The 15805-nt window shown below is 71.0% G+C and carries 16 protein-coding genes; 11 read left to right on the forward strand and 5 right to left on the reverse strand.

Annotated elements, in window-relative coordinates:
- Positions 1–21: 21 nt before the first annotated feature.
- Positions 22–1458 (reverse strand): neutral zinc metallopeptidase, encoded by a 1437-nt coding sequence (locus G3I65_RS31190; RefSeq protein ID WP_166640802.1) that lies wholly within the window; start codon positions 1456–1458, stop codon positions 22–24.
- A gap of 225 nt (positions 1459–1683) precedes the next feature.
- Between G3I65_RS31190 and glgP the strand changes: the two genes are divergently transcribed.
- Positions 1684–4212, forward strand: a complete 2529-nt coding sequence (glgP, locus tag G3I65_RS31195) for an alpha-glucan family phosphorylase (protein WP_160699271.1) — start codon at positions 1684–1686, stop codon at positions 4210–4212.
- Positions 4213–4308: 96 nt separating this feature from the next.
- Positions 4309–5295 carry an LLM class F420-dependent oxidoreductase gene (locus G3I65_RS31200; RefSeq protein ID WP_160699272.1) on the forward strand — a complete coding sequence of 329 codons (987 nt, stop codon included), beginning with the start codon at positions 4309–4311 and terminating at the stop codon, positions 5293–5295.
- On the opposite strand, the gene G3I65_RS31205 is transcribed toward G3I65_RS31200, so the two are convergent.
- Together G3I65_RS31205 and G3I65_RS31210 are read right to left on the reverse strand one after the other, a co-directional pair.
- Positions 5292–5687, reverse strand: coding sequence for a rhodanese-like domain-containing protein (locus G3I65_RS31205; protein ID WP_125306273.1), 396 nt, complete (start codon positions 5685–5687; stop codon positions 5292–5294). The genes G3I65_RS31200 and G3I65_RS31205 overlap by 4 nt on opposite strands.
- Positions 5684–6229: a cysteine dioxygenase family protein gene (locus tag G3I65_RS31210; protein ID WP_160699273.1), complete on the reverse strand. Its 546-nt coding sequence runs from the start codon at positions 6227–6229 to the stop codon at positions 5684–5686. The genes G3I65_RS31205 and G3I65_RS31210 overlap by 4 nt, the downstream gene beginning before the upstream one ends.
- Before the next feature lie 330 nt (positions 6230–6559).
- On the opposite strand from G3I65_RS31210, the gene G3I65_RS31215 reads away from it, so the two are divergent.
- The 7 genes from G3I65_RS31215 (at position 6560) to G3I65_RS31245 (ending at position 12479) form a co-directional block, all read left to right on the forward strand.
- A complete protein-coding gene (locus tag G3I65_RS31215; RefSeq protein WP_163046786.1) occupies positions 6560–7381 on the forward strand; it encodes an ABC transporter ATP-binding protein in 822 nt (273 codons plus the stop codon).
- A 55-nt stretch (positions 7382–7436) separates the two neighbouring features.
- Positions 7437–8216 (forward strand): enoyl-CoA hydratase/isomerase family protein, encoded by a 780-nt coding sequence (locus G3I65_RS31220; protein WP_160699275.1) that lies wholly within the window; start codon positions 7437–7439, stop codon positions 8214–8216.
- Between the two features lie 4 nt (positions 8217–8220).
- On the forward strand, positions 8221–9186 hold the full coding sequence (locus tag G3I65_RS31225; protein WP_160699276.1) for a class I SAM-dependent methyltransferase: 966 nt from the start codon (positions 8221–8223) through the stop codon (positions 9184–9186).
- 1 nt (position 9187) lies between these two features.
- Complete coding sequence (locus G3I65_RS31230; RefSeq protein WP_160699277.1) at positions 9188–10348, forward strand: class I SAM-dependent methyltransferase; 1161 nt, start codon at positions 9188–9190, stop codon at positions 10346–10348.
- Positions 10349–10429: 81 nt separating this feature from the next.
- Positions 10430–11194: an HAD family acid phosphatase gene (locus tag G3I65_RS31235; protein ID WP_160699278.1), complete on the forward strand. Its 765-nt coding sequence runs from the start codon at positions 10430–10432 to the stop codon at positions 11192–11194.
- Between the two features lie 60 nt (positions 11195–11254).
- Positions 11255–11635, forward strand: a complete 381-nt coding sequence (locus G3I65_RS31240; protein WP_160699279.1) for a DUF427 domain-containing protein — start codon at positions 11255–11257, stop codon at positions 11633–11635.
- A 16-nt stretch (positions 11636–11651) separates the two neighbouring features.
- Positions 11652–12479, forward strand: a complete 828-nt coding sequence (locus G3I65_RS31245; protein WP_255481970.1) for a LysR family transcriptional regulator — start codon at positions 11652–11654, stop codon at positions 12477–12479.
- A 1-nt stretch (position 12480) separates the two neighbouring features.
- On the opposite strand, the gene G3I65_RS31250 is transcribed toward G3I65_RS31245, so the two are convergent.
- A complete protein-coding gene (locus G3I65_RS31250; protein ID WP_160699280.1) occupies positions 12481–13446 on the reverse strand; it encodes a chitinase in 966 nt (321 codons plus the stop codon).
- Positions 13447–13626: 180 nt separating this feature from the next.
- Between G3I65_RS31250 and G3I65_RS31255 the strand changes: the two genes are divergently transcribed.
- Complete coding sequence (locus tag G3I65_RS31255) at positions 13627–14562, forward strand: hypothetical protein (protein ID WP_160699281.1); 936 nt, start codon at positions 13627–13629, stop codon at positions 14560–14562.
- Positions 14563–14565: 3 nt separating this feature from the next.
- On the opposite strand, the gene G3I65_RS31260 is transcribed toward G3I65_RS31255, so the two are convergent.
- Positions 14566–15276 carry a DUF2306 domain-containing protein gene (locus tag G3I65_RS31260; RefSeq protein WP_160699282.1) on the reverse strand — a complete coding sequence of 237 codons (711 nt, stop codon included), beginning with the start codon at positions 15274–15276 and terminating at the stop codon, positions 14566–14568.
- A 146-nt stretch (positions 15277–15422) separates the two neighbouring features.
- Here G3I65_RS31260 and G3I65_RS31265 point away from each other — a divergent pair.
- The coding region (locus G3I65_RS31265; protein ID WP_160699283.1) for a GntR family transcriptional regulator at positions 15423–15805 on the forward strand (383 nt) is incomplete at its 3' end.

A 15805-nucleotide genomic window follows, 5' to 3' on the forward strand; every position in this document is an offset into this window, starting at 1 on the left:
AGGAGGCCTTCACGGCATTGGTCAGGCGTACTGCTTCGAGCAGACCGACGAGCCCTCGAGGTAGCCCTTCCGCAGCGACTCGACCCGGTCGAAACCGCTGTCCGGGCGCTTCCCGTTGACGTCCGCCGACACCAGGCTCTCCGGCTGCAGCAGGTCCGCGATGGCCTCGTCGAGGTCGCCCGCGGACAGCCGCAGGTCGCCCGGGCGGTTCGTGAACGCCGCCCACGCGCCCACCAGGCACGCCGTGCGCAGGCCCGCGTTCGCGTTGTCGATCGACGCGCCGACGCCCTTCTGGATGCCGAGCGCGTACCGCGAAGCGACCTCCGAGAACGCCGCGAAGTCGCCCATGCCGCCCGGGTCCTCGCCCTTCATCTCGGCCTCGCGGTCGATCGGCTGGGCCAGCTGCGACAGCTTCGCCAGGTCGATGCTCACCGTGTTGTCGCCGGGGCAGTACGACGCCGGCGGTGTGGTCTGGCAGCTGCCGCCGTCGGTGATCTCCGGTGCGGCGACGCCGGCGCCCTTGAAGGCCTCGTCGAGGCTCTTCTTCAGCAGCTCGACGGCCTGTTCGTTGAACTTCGCGTCGCCCTTGCCCTTGTCGCCCTTGTCGAACGGGCGCTCGGTCAGCCGGGCCTTGACGTTCTCGTTGTTCATCGCCGCGCACTCCTTCGGGCCCTTCTCGAACCCGGCCTGGAACGCGTACGTGCGGTCGAACGCCGTGCCGTGGGCGCCGCGGTCGGCGGCGCTGGTGCCCGCCTGGTCGCGGATCAGGAACATCGACGCCATCACCTGGTTCAGGCCCTCGGACGTCGACACCCGGTAGAACTTGCTCTTGTCCTCGGCGACCCAGCGGAAGTAGCCGCCGGCGAAGCAGTCGGCCTGCTGCTCCTTGACCACGGTCGGGGTGCTCTTGGTGATCCCCGCCTTGTCGCCGAGCCGGTACTGGACGGCGTGGCCGAACTCGTGCGCGAGCACGACGACCACCGACATCGGCCCGAACCGCTGGCGCAGCATCGGCAGCAGCACGCCGCGGTCCCACGCCACCGAGTCGTCGACCGGGCAGTAGAACGCGTTCACGAGCTTCTTGACGCTGCCGCAGCCGGTCTCTTCGGTGTCGGACTGCGCGTCGTAGGACAGCAGCGACTTCACCGGCTCGAACTGCTGCCCGAAGTCGGCCTGCAGGTGCTCGGCCCAGTACGTCTGGACGTCGGCGATGGCGGCGGTGGCGAGCTTGTCGTCCTCGCCGCCGTCGGCGTTGCGGACGTTCAGGTCCGGCGACGGCGCGTCCGGCTTGAGGCCGCTCTCGAAGTGCGTCACCGGCAGCCCGGACACCGAACCGGCGCCGGTGTCCTTGCCGGGGTCGCCGCTCGCCGAGCCGCCCTTGTCGTTGCACCCGGTCACGGCCACGGCCGCGACGGCGAGCAACGCGACCAGCGCGCGCCGTCCTCCCCCTGGGATCATCTTCTTCACTCGCTCTCGTACCCACCCGTACCCGACGGGCAGGACCATACCCAGGGCTTACGCGGAGCGTGCACGTTATCCCCGAACTAATGAGACTTGTTCAGCCGTCGGCCGCCGCAGGACTCTCGCGCCGGCCGCCGGTGTGCGGGCGGGGCGCGGCGGCCTGACCAGAACAAGCCTCACTGCCCGCGCACGGCCGCCCCCGGCCCGATATCGTCGCTTTCCATGCGTGCAGTCCGCCGGTTCACCGTCCGCGCCAGCCTCCCGGAGTCCCTGGCCGGGCTCGGCGCGCTGGCCACCAACCTGCGCTGGACCTGGCACCCGCCGACGCGCGACCTGTTCGCGTCGATGGACGCCGAGCTGTTCAACGCCGTGCGCGACCCGCTGCGGATGCTCACCGCGCTGCCGCCGGCCCGGCTCGACGAGCTCGCCGTCGACGACGACTTCCTCGCGCGGGCCCGGGAAGCGGCCGAAGACCTGGAGAACTACCTGTCCGAGCCGCGCTGGTACCAGCAGCGCGACGACGCGGACCTGCCGCCGGCGGTCGCCTACTTCTCCATGGAGTTCGGCGTCACCGAGGCCCTCCCGAACTACTCCGGCGGCCTCGGCGTGCTGGCCGGCGACCACCTCAAGGCCGCGTCCGACCTGGGCGTGCCGATGGTCGGCGTCGGGCTGCTCTACCGCAACGGCTACTTCCGGCAGTCGCTGTCGCTGGACGGCTGGCAGGTCGAGCACTACCCGGTGATCGACCCGAACGCGTTCCCCCTGGAGCTGCTGACCGCGGGCGGGCGGCCGGTGCTGATCGGCGTCGCGATGCCGGGCGGGCGCGAGCTGTGCGCGCAGATCTGGCAGGCCCGTGTCGGGCGGGTGCCGCTGCTGCTGCTCGACACCGACACCGAGGCCAACGACGAGGACCTGCGCGGCGTCACGGACCGGCTCTACGGCGGCGACGCCGACCACCGGCTGCGGCAGGAGATCCTGGCCGGCATCGGCGGGTTCCGCGCGGTGCGGAAGTACTGCGAGCTGACCGGCCACCCGCAGCCGATGGTGTTCCACACGAACGAAGGGCACGCGGGCTTCCTGGGGCTGGAGCGGGCCCGCGAGATCGTCCAGGCCGACGGGCTCGCGTTCGACGAGGCCATGCCCGCGGTCCGCGCCGGGACGCTGTTCACCACGCACACGCCGGTCAGCGCGGGCATCGACCGGTTCCCGGTGGACCTGGTCCAGCGCTACTTCGCCGACGGCAGGCTGGTCCCGGACATCGACCCGCGCCGCGTGCTCGCGCTCGGCGCCGAGGACAACCCCGGCCTGTTCAACATGGCGCACATGGGCCTGCGGCTGGCGCAGCGCGCGAACGGCGTCTCGCAACTGCACGGGCGCGTCACGCGCCGGATGTTCTCGCGGCTGTGGCCGGGGTTCGACCACGACGAGGTGCCGATCTCGTCGGTGACCAACGGCGTCCACGGCCCGACGTGGGTGGCGCGCGAGCTGAGCACGCTGCTCGGCCGCGAGTGGGGCCTCGACGTCGGCGAGGGCCCGCTGCGCGACGGCGTCTCGGACGCGCAGCTGTGGGGGCTGCGGCGTGAGCTGCGCGAGAAGCTGGTGCACGAGGTCCGGCGCCGGGTGCGTGCGGCGTGGCTGCAGCGCGGCGCGTCCCCGCTGGAGCTGGGCTGGGTGGACTCGGTCTTCGACCCGGACGTGCTCACGGTCGGGTTCGCCCGCCGCGTCCCGACGTACAAGCGCCTGACGCTGATGCTGCGCGACCCCGAGCGCCTGCGCACGTTGCTGCTCAACGAGGACCGCCCGCTGCAGGTCGTGGTGGCGGGCAAGTCGCACCCGGCCGACGAGAACGGCAAGCAGCTGATCCAGCAGATCGTCCGCTTCGTCGACGGCGCGGACGTGCGGCACCGGATCGTCTTCCTCCCGGACTACGACATGTCGATGGCGCGGTACCTCTACCGCGGCTGCGACGTCTGGCTGAACAACCCGGTGCGCCCCCTGGAGGCGTGCGGGACGTCGGGCATGAAGTCGGCGCTCAACGGCGGCTTGAACCTCTCCATCCGCGACGGCTGGTGGGACGAGTGCTACGACGGCAGCAACGGCTGGGCGATCCCGACCGCGGACGGCGTCACCGACCCGCTGCGCCGCGACGACCTCGAAGCGGCGGCGCTGTACGAGCTGCTCGGCCAGCAGATCGCCCCGCTGTTCTACGACCGGTCCGCCGACGGCGTCCCGACCGGCTGGCTGTCGATGGTCTGGCACACGCTGGAGACCCTCGGCCCGCGCGTCCAGGCGTCCCGCATGGTCCGCGAGTACGTCGACAACGGCTACCTCCCGGCGTCCCGCATGGTCGCGGCGGCCACCGGCGACGGCTACCGCGGCGCGCTGTCCCTGGCGGACTACCGCACGAAGCTCGAGGTCTCCTGGCCCCGGCTGCGCATCTTCGACTCGGAGCTCCTGGTGGAGCAGACCGAGCCACTGGTGGTCGGCACCGAGGTGACGATCCGCGCCCGCATCGACCTGGCCGGCCTCGACCCGTCCGAAGTGGACATCCAGGCGGTGGTCGGCCAGGTCGCCGACGACGACGAACTCCGCGACGCGGTCACGGTCCCCATGACGGCGGACGGCATCGGCGCCTTCGCGGCCCGCTTGAAGCTGCCGCGGCCGGGGTCGATCGGGTACACGGTGCGGGTGCTGCCGAAGCACGGGTTGCTGGCGACGCCGGCCGAGCTGGCGCGCGTCGTACTGGCCTGACTTCACCAGTACGGTGGCCTTTCGGCGGCCTGACCTGGAGCAACTCCAGCCGGAAATCGCTGCGCAGGCGGGCTTCTGCGGCGTTAGGTTGGACGCATGCGCTTCGGAATCTTCGTCCCGCAGGGCTGGCGGCTCGACCTCGCCGGCATCGATCCCGCGGACCACTGGAAGACCATGCTCGGCCTCGCGAAGCACGCGGAGGCCGGGCCCTTCGAATCGATCTGGGTCTACGACCACTTCCACACCGTGCCGGTCCCGACCGAGGAGGCCACGCACGAGGCCTGGTCGCTGATCTCGGCCTTCGCCGCCGCGACGGAGACCGTGCGGCTCGGGCAGATGTGCACCTGCATGGGGTACCGCAACCCCGCCTACCTGGCGAAGGTCGCCGCCACCGCCGACACCATCGCCGGCGGGCGGGTCGAGATGGGGATCGGGGCCGGCTGGTACGAGCACGAGTGGCGGGCCTACGGCTACGGCTTCCCCGGCGCCGGTGAGCGGCTCGGGCAGCTCGACGAGGGTGTGCAGATCATGCGCGACCTCTGGACCACCGGAACGTCCACACTGGACGGCAAGCACTACCAGACCGATGGCGCGATCCTGCGCCCGCTGCCGCCGCAGGAGGGCGGGATCCCGCTGTGGATCGCCGGTGGCGGGGAGAAGAAGACGCTCAAGATCGCCGCGAAGTACGCGAAGTACACGAACTTCGCCGCCGACCCGGAGACCTTCACCCGCAAGTCGGAGATCCTCGCGCAGCACTGCAAGGACGTCGGCACCGACTACGACGCCATCGTGCGCTCGGCCAACCACAACGTCGTCCTCGGCGAGACCGAGAAGGACGTCCAGGACAAGCTGGCCTGGCTGAAGTCCCACCTCGACAAGTACGCCCCGGCCGAGGCCGCCGAGCGCTGGCACGGCAACTTCGTGAAAAGCCCGACGACCGGCACGCCCGAGCAGGTCACCGAGAAGCTCGCCGCGATGGGCGAGCTGGGCATGTCGTACGCGATCTTCAACTTCCCCGAAGCCGCCTACGACCGCTCCGGCATCGACCTGTTCACCGAGAAGGTCGCGCCCGCGCTCGCCTAAGGAACCGCGGGGCTGCCGCCGGTCTGCACGGGCAGGCCGGCGGCGGCCCAGGCGCGGAAGCCGCCGTCGAGGTCCGTCGCGTTGGCGAGCCCCAGCCGTTGCAGGTCGGCCGCCGCGAGGCTCGACGCGTAGCCCTCGTTGCACAGCACGATCACCGTCGAGTCCGCCGTCACCGACGGCAGCCGCCACTCGCTGTCCGGCGCCAGGCGCCACTCCAGGTGGATCCGCTCGACGATCACCGCGCCCGGGATCTCGCCCTCGGCCTGCCGGTTGTCGAACGGCCGGATGTCGACCAGCAGCGCGCCGGCCTCCTGCAGCTCGCGGGCGCGCGGGGGAGCCACCCGGTCCAGTCCGGACCGGGCCTCGGCCAGGAAAGCATCCACAGCGCTCATGGCCGGACGATAGCGGGCAGGGGCGGGATTTCCGCCGGGACGTCGGCGAGCGTGGCGTACTCCCGCGTCGCCACCAGGGGCGGCGAGTACGCGTGGACGCTGGCCGCGGGCTGGTCGCCGATGCCGGTGACCTGGTGGGCGCGGCCGGCGCCGAAGCCGAGGCCCTGGCCGGCGAGGTGCGTGCGGCGGCGGATCGGCCCGCCGGGATAGCGGTACTCCTCGCCGATCTCGCCCTGCAGCACGGTGAACGAGCCGGACGCGCCGCCGTGGTCGTGCGGCTTCGTGTGCTGGCCGGGCAGCCACGACAGCAGCCACAGCTCGACGCCGTCGGTCAGGGCCAGCCGGGCCCACCACCGCCGGTCTTCGTCGAAGCGCAGGATGCCCCGCAGGTTCGCGGTCAGCTCGGTGGTGACGGTGGCGGTCAGGTCGGCCAGCTCACGCGGGGTCCAGAGCAGCCGCGACGGGTGCAGCAGCTCGGGCAGCAGCGGGTCGGTCAGCTGCGGGTGGATCTCGACGGGCGGGCGGACGATCGAAGTGGTCAACGCGGGTGCTCCTCGGACGCGAAAGTGATTCGGGACACGGGGGCAGCGCGGCACGCGCACGCGGCGGAGAGGACGCGTGGGGTCAGCGGAGCCGCGCCCGCGTACACCCGGCCGAGGCGACGAGGAGCAGGTCGATCGTGCGACGGCGCCAGAACGAACCCCGGGTCACCGGGGTGGCGGGCGCGTCGGCTGACATGCCAGTGATCGTGCCACAACTCCGGCGTGAGCTGCTCTCCCGCGATGCGGTGTTCCACGAAGTGGGCACGTTCCGACCTGCCGGATCGCCCACTCACCCGGGCGGGTGCGCACGCGCGCGCGACGGCAGACAGAATGGGGCTCGTGAGCGAGCCGATCCAGCCCAGCGAACTTGACGACCTCGTGGTCCGGATGGCCGGTGTCGGCGTCCGCCGGGGGACCAACGACCTCCTCAAGGGCCTCGACTGGTCCGTGGAACTCGACGAGCGCTGGGTGGTGCTCGGGCCCAACGGCGCGGGCAAGACCACCCTGCTGCGCCTCGCCGCGGCCGAGCTGCACCCGACGACCGGCGAGATCGACCTGCTCGGCGAGCGGATCGGCCGGGTCAACATCTTCGACCTGCGCCCGCGCATCGGCTTCACGTCGGCGGCCATCGCCCAGCGCGTGCCGGGCGACGAGCTGGTCAAGGACGTCGTGGTCAGCGCCGGGTACGCGGTGCTCGGCCGCTGGCGTGAGGAATACGACACCCTCGACACCGCGCGCGCGACCGAGCTGCTCGACGCGATGGGCATCGGCAACCTGGCCGAGCGCACCTTCGGGACGCTGTCCGAGGGCGAGCGCAAGCGGGCCCTGATCGCGCGCTCGTTGATGACGGACCCGGAGATGCTGCTGCTCGACGAGCCGGCCGCGGGCCTGGACCTGGGCGGCCGGGAAGACCTGGTCGCGCGGCTGTCGGCGCTGGCCCTCGACCCGGACGCGCCGGCGCTCGTGCTGGTCACCCACCACGTCGAGGAGATCCCGCCGGGGTTCACCCACGCGCTTCTTCTCCGCGACGGCGGCGCGGTCGTCTCCGGGCTGGTCGACGACGTCATCACCAGCGAAAACCTGTCGAAGACGTTCGACCAGGACCTCGTGCTGGAGCGCTCCGGCGATCGCTTCTTCGCTCGCCGTCGCTAAGCTGTCGCTTACCGGCCGGTAGCCTGCTGGCAATCCGTCAACGAGGAGGAGTGACGTGGGAGAGTTCGTAGCCCTCGAGGTCAAGGACGGCGTCGGCACGATCCGGCTCGACCGGCCGCCGGTCAACGCCCTGAACGCCCAGGTCACCGCCGAACTGGCCGAGCTGGCCAAGGAGGCCACCGAGCGCGACGACGTCCGCGCCGTGATCCTCTACGGCGGCGAGAAGACCTTCGCGGGCGGCGCGGACATCAAGGAGATGGCCACCCGCAGCTACCCGGAGATCGCCAAGTTCGGCGCGAACCTCACCGGCACGCTGGCCGCCATCGCGAACATCCCGAAGCCGGTCGTCGCGGCCATCACCGGGTACGCCCTCGGCGGCGGCCTCGAGCTGGCGCTGACCGCGGACTGGCGCGTCGCCGGCGACAACGTCAAGGTCGGCCAGCCCGAGATCCAGCTCGGCGTCATCCCCGGCGCCGGCGGCACCCAGCGCCTGGCCCGCCTGATCGGCCCGAGCAAGACCAAGGACATCGTCTACACCGGACGGTTCGTCAAGGCCGAAGAGGCGCTGCAGCTGGGGATCGTGGACCAGGTCGTCGCGCCGGACGACGTCTACGCGGCGTCCCACAAGTGGGCGGCGCAGTTCGCGAACGGCCCGGCCGTGGCGCTGCGCGCGGCGAAGGCGGCCATCGACGGCGGCCTCGACGTGGACCTCCCGAACGCGCTCCGGCTCGAGTCGCACCTGTTCGCCGCGCTGTGGGCGACCGAAGACCAGAAGAACGGCATGAAGTCGTTCATCGAAAACGGGCCCGGCAAGGCCACTTTCGAAGGGAAATGACGCCTTGACCGACGTGAACGACCCGGCCCCGAACCCGCACGCCACCGCCGAAGAGGTCCAGGCGGCCTACGCCGACCCCAAGCTGGCGAACGTGCTCTACCACGACTGGGAAGCCGGCACCTACGACGAGAAGTGGTCGATCTCGTACGACGAGCGCTGCATCTCCTACGCCACCGACGTGTTCAACGCCGTCGCGGGCGAGGACGGCCAGCCCTACCAGCACGCGATGGAACTGGGCAGCGGCACCGGCTTCTTCCTGCTGAACCTGATGCAGGGCGGCGTCGCCAAGAAGGGGTCGGTCACCGACCTCTCGCCCGGCATGGTCCAGGTCGCGCTGCGCAACGCCGAGAAGCTCGGCCTCGACGTCGACGGCCGGGTCGCCGACGCCGAGCGCATCCCGTACGACGACAACACGTTCGACCTCGTCGTCGGGCACGCGGTGCTGCACCACATCCCGGACGTCCAGGCGGCGTTCCGCGAGGTGCTGCGCGTGCTCAAGCCGGGCGGCCGGTTCGTCTTCGCGGGCGAGCCGACCAAGGTGGGCGACTTCTACGCCCGCAAGCTCGGCCAGTTCACCTGGTTCCTGACGACCCGCGTGACGAAGCTGCCCGTGCTGAGCGGCTGGCGCCGTCCGCAGTCCGAACTGGACGAGTCCTCCCGCGCGGCCGCGCTGGAAGCCGTGGTCGACATCCACACGTTCGACCCGTCGGAGCTGGAGTCGTGGGCCCGCGGCGCGGGCGCCCAGGACGTCCACGCGGTCACCGAGGAGTTCGCCGCGGCGCTGGCCGGCTGGCCGATCCGGACGTTCGAGGCCGCCGTGCCGCAGGAGAAGCTCACCGTGCGCTGGCGCCTGTTCGCCTACCACCTGTGGCTGCGGCTGTCCGCCGTGGACAAGAAGGTGCTGTCGAAGATCCTGCCGCGCGAGCTGTTCTACAACGTGATGATCACCGGGACCAAGCGGCCGTCCTGAGTTGGGTTATTCGTTCAGCCTCGGCGACGTCGCCTACCTGCGTTCCGGCGCGGGTGTGGCGGCGCTCGCCGAGGTTTCGTCGTTGCCGCTGAGCGACCGGATCGCCTCCGTCGCGGCCGTCCGCCGTCTCGTCGGCGAGGAGCACGCGGCCGCCGTCCTGGAAACCGTGCTGCTGCGCCGGAAAGCCGTCGGCAAACTGTCCGGTGTGGACTGGCTGTTCACCTCCGACGCGCTCCAGCAGGCTAGCGCGTCGATCGTGGCGCGGCACCGGGCTGGGCGGTTGGCGGGGCTCGACGTCCACGACGTCACGTGCTCGGTCGGCGCCGACCTCGTCGAAATCGCCCGGGTGGCGCGGCGCGCGCTCGGGTCCGATCTGGACCCGGTGCGCCTCGAAATGGCGCGGCACAACGGAACCACCGCGGGTGTCGCGTTCGGACTCGCCCGCGCCGACGCGCTGCGCCCGGTGAGCCGTTCGGGCGTCGTCGTCGCGGACCCGGCCCGGCGCGACTCCGCGGGCCGTCGGGCGTGGAAGCCCGCCGACTTCGCCCCGCCGCTGGACGAGCTGATCGACGCCTACCCGGGCCGGGCGCTGTCGGTGAAATGCGCGCCGGGACTGGACTTCGCGCTGACGCCGTGGGCGGACGAGGTCGAACTGGTGTCCCTGGACGGCCAGGTGCGCGAATCCTGCCTCTGGCGCGGCTTCGGTGAAGGCGTCACCCGCCGGGCGACCGTGCTGCGCTCGGACGGGACACAGTGGACGGTCACCGACTCCGAGCCGGACGAACTGCCGACGCGGGCGCCGGGGGAGTGGATCGTCGACCCCGACGGCGCCGTCGTCCGGGCCGGGCTGGTCCGCCACTACGCGGCGCGGCACGGGTTGTGGCAGCTGGACGAACGCATCGCGTACCTGACCGGCGACACCCCGCCACCGGGCGTGCGGGCGTTCCGGGTGCTGGAGCAGGGGCCCTACAGCGAGAAGGCGCTGAAATCCGTCCTCAAGCGACACGACGTCGGGCGGCTGGAAATCCTGGTGCGCGGCCTGGACGTCGACCCGGACGCCCTGCGCCGGCGGCTGAAACCCCGTGGTGGCGGGGAAGCTTCCGTGGTGCTGACCCGGATCGGCCGGTCGCCGGTGGCGTTCCTCTGCCGCGCCGAGCGGTGAACGGAAACTTTCGAGGGGTGGAACTCCGGGTGAACGTGACGTAAGTTCCCCGGGTCGTCAAGTTCTGCTGGAGGGTTCGCCGTGTCCGGAAAATGGTCAAGTCTCGTCAAGCTCGCCGCCGCCGCGGCCATCGGCGCCACCGTCGCCTCGGGCGCCACCGCGCTCGCCGGATCGGACGACGCGACCGCCGCCCGCGCCAAGGAGCCGGCCAACATCGGCCAGGTCAAGAACGACGTCAAGGCCTACTACGGCGACTACCTCGACGCCGCGGGCAAGCACCACTACTCCGAGACCAGCCAGTTCGCGAAGGACAGCAACCGCGTCGTCTCCGACGCGAAGCGCTACCTGCAGCAGCAGCTCGGCAAGGTCAAGGACCCCGCGATCGTGCTCGACGTCGACGACACCTCCGAGATCACCTTCGGCTGGGAGGCCGACAACGACTTCGGCTTCGACCCGGTCAAGCAGCAGCAGGCGATCGACAACGGCACGTTCGTCGCCAACAAGCCGGTGCTGGAGCTGGCCAACTGGGCCGCGCAGCACGGCGTCAAGGTGTACTTCCTGACCGGCCGCAACGAGTTCCAGGGGCCGCAGTCGCTGAAGAACCTGGCCAACGAGGGCTACCCGGCGCCCGCGGGCGCGTTCTTCAAGCCGAAGACGACCGCGCCGGACTACCTGCCGTGCGGCCTGACCTGCAACACCGTCCAGTACAAGTCGGGCACGCGCGCGCACATCGAGGCGACTGGCGCGAAGATCGTGCTGAACGTCGGCGACCAGTTCAGCGATCTCGAGGGCGGTTACGCGCTGCGCCCGATCAAGCTGCCGAACCCGATGTACTACCTGCCCTGAGCCGGAATAACGGCCGGGCCCGGGGTGCTGCTCCTGGTACACGATTCTCGAGGAGCTGACATGCCGGAGAAGAAGGTGCTGGTCCCGGGCCCGGACCACCCGATCACCGTCGAGCCGACCAAGGCCCGCGTGGTGGTCAAGGCGGGCGGGCGCGTCATCGCGGACAGCCGCAACGCGTACACCCTGCAGGAGTCCACGTACCCGGCGGTCCAGTACATCCCGCTGGCGGACGTCGACGCGAGCGTGCTGGAGCGGACCGACCACGAGACGTATTGCCCGTACAAGGGCGAGGCGAGCTACTACTCGCTCAACGCGGGCGAAGTGAAGGGCGAGAACGCGGTCTGGACGTACGAGAAGCCGTACGAGCCGGTCGCGCCGATCAAGGACCACGTCGCGTTCTACCCGAACGTCGTGGACTCCATCGAGCTGGTCGAGGACTGAGCTGGACCTCGACCTGCTGCGGACGTTCCTGGCCGTCCACCGGGCGGGTTCGCTGACCGGCGCGGCACCGTCGCTGGGCCTGTCCCAGCCGACGGTGACCGCGCAGGTCAGAGCCCTGGAGGAGGAGCTGGGGCAGCAGCTGTTCGTCCGCCGCGCCCGGGGCGTGACCCCGACGTCGGCGGCCGACGAACTGGCGGCCCGGATCGCCCCGCACGTGGACGCGCTGGCCGCGGTGACCGTCGGCGACGACCCGTTCGCGGCGCCGGTGCACCTGGCCGGTCCCGCCGAGCTGACCACGATCCGGGTCCTCCCCGCGCTGGCCGGCCTGGTCGCGTCCGGCCTTCGCCTGCGCGTGACGTTCGGCCTGGCCGACGACCTCCTGGCCGGCCTCGCCGAGCGCCGCTACGACCTGGTCGTCTCGACGATCCGCCCCCGCCGCCGCGGCCTGGCGGCGACGCCGTTGACCGACGAGGAGTTCGTCCTGGTCGGCCCCCGAGGCTTCGACGGCGATCCGCGCACCGCGCCGCTGGTGGCCTACGCCGAGGACCTGCCGATCATCCGGCGGTACTGGCGTTCAGTGCTCGGCGTCCGCCCGCCGGCCGGTCCCGCGGTGGTCGTCCCGGACCTGCGGGGTGTGTTGACGTGCGTGCTCGCCGGGTTCGGCGTGAGCGTGCTGCCGCGGTACCTGTGCGCGGCGGAGCTGGCCTCGGGCGCGCTGATCGCGTTGCTGGAACCGCAGGAACCACCGATCAACACGCTCTTCGCGGTCACTCGCGCGGAGCCCTGCCGGGCGGGGCCCGCGGCGGTGCGCGACGCACTGCTCGCGGACGCCGCCCGCTGGTGACTCAGCCCGTGTAGCCCGCGAAGATCTTGCCGAACTCGTACTTCGACTGCGGCACGTTCGTGCACCTGTACAGCGCCCCCGTGCACGCGTTCGCATCACGACCGGCTTCCCAGAACGACAGCATGCCCAAGTGGACGGTCTTCGCGAACGCCACCAGCGCCTTCGCGTCCTTCTGGTAGAAGATCTCATTTTGCGAGTCGTTGACGCCGATCATCGGGGTCACGCCGACCTTCTTCCACGCCGCCGCGTCGCTCAGGCCGTACAGCGACTTGAGCTGCGCCTGCGTCGCCTTGGCCGCGGAAATCGCTTTCGCGCCCTGGTCGCCCGCGCCCTGGTAGTAGTCCATCGCCATGATGTTCACCAGGTCGAGGTTCACCCCGGCGTCCTTGGCGGACTTGACGACGTTGAGCCCGTCGGCGGTGAGGCCGCTCGGGAGCACCGGCAGCGTAAGGGAAATCTTCAAGCCCGGGTTGTTGTTCTGCAGCGTCTTCAACGCCTGGGACCGCCGGGCGATCGTCGTCGGGTCCGCGATCGCCGCGCCTTCGATGTCGAAGTCGGCGTACTTCAGGCCGTACGCCTTGACGACGGCGTCGTACTCGGCCGCGACCTGGGCGGACGTGCTGCACGCCTGCGCCAGTTCGATGCCGGACGCGCCGCCGAAGGAGATCTTGACGTCGCCGCCGGCGCCGCGGATCTTGGCGATCTCCTCCTGCTGCCAGGCCGTGCGCGGGTCGTAGGCGCCGAACCAGCTGGCCTTGCAGCCGTAGGAGTTGACGAACGCGAGCGTGAAACCCTTGACGCCGCTGGCGGCCGACATCGCCGACAGGCTGGGCGTCGGCCACGCGCCCATGTCGACGTAGGGCCCGACCGGGATCGGGGAGCCGGCCGCGGCGTTCGCGGGTGCGGAAAAGCCGGTGGCGAGCAGGGCCAGACCGCCCACGGCGGCCAGCAGGGAACGGAGACGCACGGTGGACCTCCACGACGACGAGCGCGGCGGCGGGAATCTGTCCCCATTGGTATAGACCAGTGACCTTGGTGTAGACCATAGACCGAACGGGGTACCCCGATCACCCGGGGTGACGGACGGAACCGGAGATCGTTCCCGCGAGTCCCAGTCCGGCAAGGCAGAGCCGACTGAGGGAGCTCGATGAACACCTGGAAGAGGAAGGCCGCCACGCTCACGGCGAGCGTCGCGGTCGCACTGGGGACGACCGCCGTCGCCGCCGGACCCGCGTCCGCCGCGATCAGCTGCTCGGAGACGTCGAGCGGGAAGCTCGCTTCGTTCTATTCCGGCCTTTCGGCGTCCTACGCCTACGACAGCCGCTTCGCCAAGGGGCCCGCGGTCCCAGAGCTGGACACGTACACGCCGCAGGGCATCGCGACCTGGTACAGCTGGGACGGCGGCAACGACCTGCTCGTCGTCGGCGCCTACCGCGCCGGCCACGACGCGCACCTGATCGGCATCGACGCGAAGACCGGCAAGCACGTCGGCACGGTCGCGATCGCCGCCACGCACGCCGGCGGCGTCGCGATCACCCAGGGTTGGGCGTTCGTGGCGGGCGAGGGCAACACGATCCGCAAGTACAAGCTGTCCGAGCTCAAGGCCGCGATGAAGAAGTCCGGCACGCCGTACCTCAAGCAGGTCGGCGAGGCACGCAAGGTCTACGCCGCGTCGTTCCTGACCAGCTACGGCGACAACCTGTACTCGGGCAAGTTCAACGAGACCGGCCGCGACAAGATGTACCGGTACAAGGTGGGCACCGACGGCTCGCTGACCACGCAGTCCGGCGCGTACGAGGTGCCGACGAAGACGCAGGGCCTGATGGTCACCAAGTCCCGCTTCGTGTTCAGCACCTCGTACGGCAACGACAACCGCGGCAACCTCTACGTCGTCGACGCGGGCTCGCGGGACATCGACAAGGCCTCGACCCGGTGCTTCCGCTCGCCCAGCATGAACGAGGGCATCACCGAGTCGGGCGGGTACGCCTACCTCGTCTTCGAATCGGGTGCCGCGCAGTACGTCGCGAAGAACCCGCGCAACATCATCCGGAACCTCCACAAGGGCAAGGTTTCCGGGCTGTAGGGCTCAGGCCGGGGACGGCGCGCGGCGGCGTCCCCGGCTCCGGGTCAGCCACCACTCGGCGGCCAGCAGCGGGAGCACCCAGCCGGTCCACGTCGTCAGGCCGGCGATCGCCTGCCCCATCGCGAGTTCGCTGCCGCCGAACGTCGTGTCCAGCTGCCCGGGCAGCACGGTGGCCCAGACGATCGCCCACACGCGGTTGCTGATGATCGACATGCACAGCGCGAAGCTGCGGACCATCCAGCGGCGGTGCTCGCCGAACCGGCGCGCCCGCGCCGTCCGGTAACCCTGCACGGTGCAGGTGAACCAGAGCGTCGCCAGCAGGACGTTCGAGACGGCGCCGACCGGGCCGAACGGCGCGGCGAGCGCGATCGCGAACCCCGCGACCGACGCCGGGATCGCGCCGGCGAAGACGTACACGCGGCCGGTGCGGCGGTGCACCACCGGGTGCTTCTGCCGCAGCCACGGCCAGATCTGCAGCGCGCACGTCACCATCGCGATCGTCGCGAACCCGATGTGCGTCACCAGCACCGGGTAGTACCACGCGGTGGGGGCCGGGATCCGGGACTCCGCGGGGTTCAGCCCGAGGTACGGCGGCAGCGAGTACACCAGGAACACCGTGACGAGCAGCCCCAGCGGGAAAACCCAGGGGCGGCGCCACCACGGCGTCGCCCGCCGGACTTCGCCGATGCTCGCCGCGGTTTCGGTCGTTGTCATGGGATCCCCCAGTTCTCTTACGCTGTATCCGCACCGTATGAAGCGGCCGGTGACCGCGGCAATCCTTCGTGCGGACATTGGGGGAGTACCCTGAAACCGTTCTAGGTCGAGGGGTCAAGTGTTCTAGTACGGATCGAGGGGGGTTCGTGGCCGAAGCGCCGTACCTGCGGATCGCGGCGGACCTGCGCCGCCGGATCTCCGCCGGCGAACTGCGGCCCGGCGACCGCGTCCCGTCGACGCGCGCGCTGGTCCGTGAATGGGGTGTCGCGATGGCGACCGCCGCGAAAGCGCTGTCCGCGCTGGGGGAGCAGGGATGGGTGCGCGCGGTTCCGGGCAGCGGCACCGTCGTCGCCGAGCGGACGCCGGTCAAGCCGCCGCTGGGCCGGGAAGTCCTGGTGCGCGCGGCCATCGCGCTCGCCGACGCCGAGGGCCTCTCCGCGCTGTCCATGCGGCGGCTCGCCGCCGAGCTGGGCGTCGGGCCGATGGCGCTCTACCGGCACGTGCCGGACAAGGACGAGCTGCTCCGGCT

Origin of the sequence: Amycolatopsis sp. SID8362 (genome assembly GCF_010550475.1) — a bacterium.
GTDB lineage: Bacteria > Actinomycetota > Actinomycetes > Mycobacteriales > Pseudonocardiaceae > Amycolatopsis > Amycolatopsis eburnea.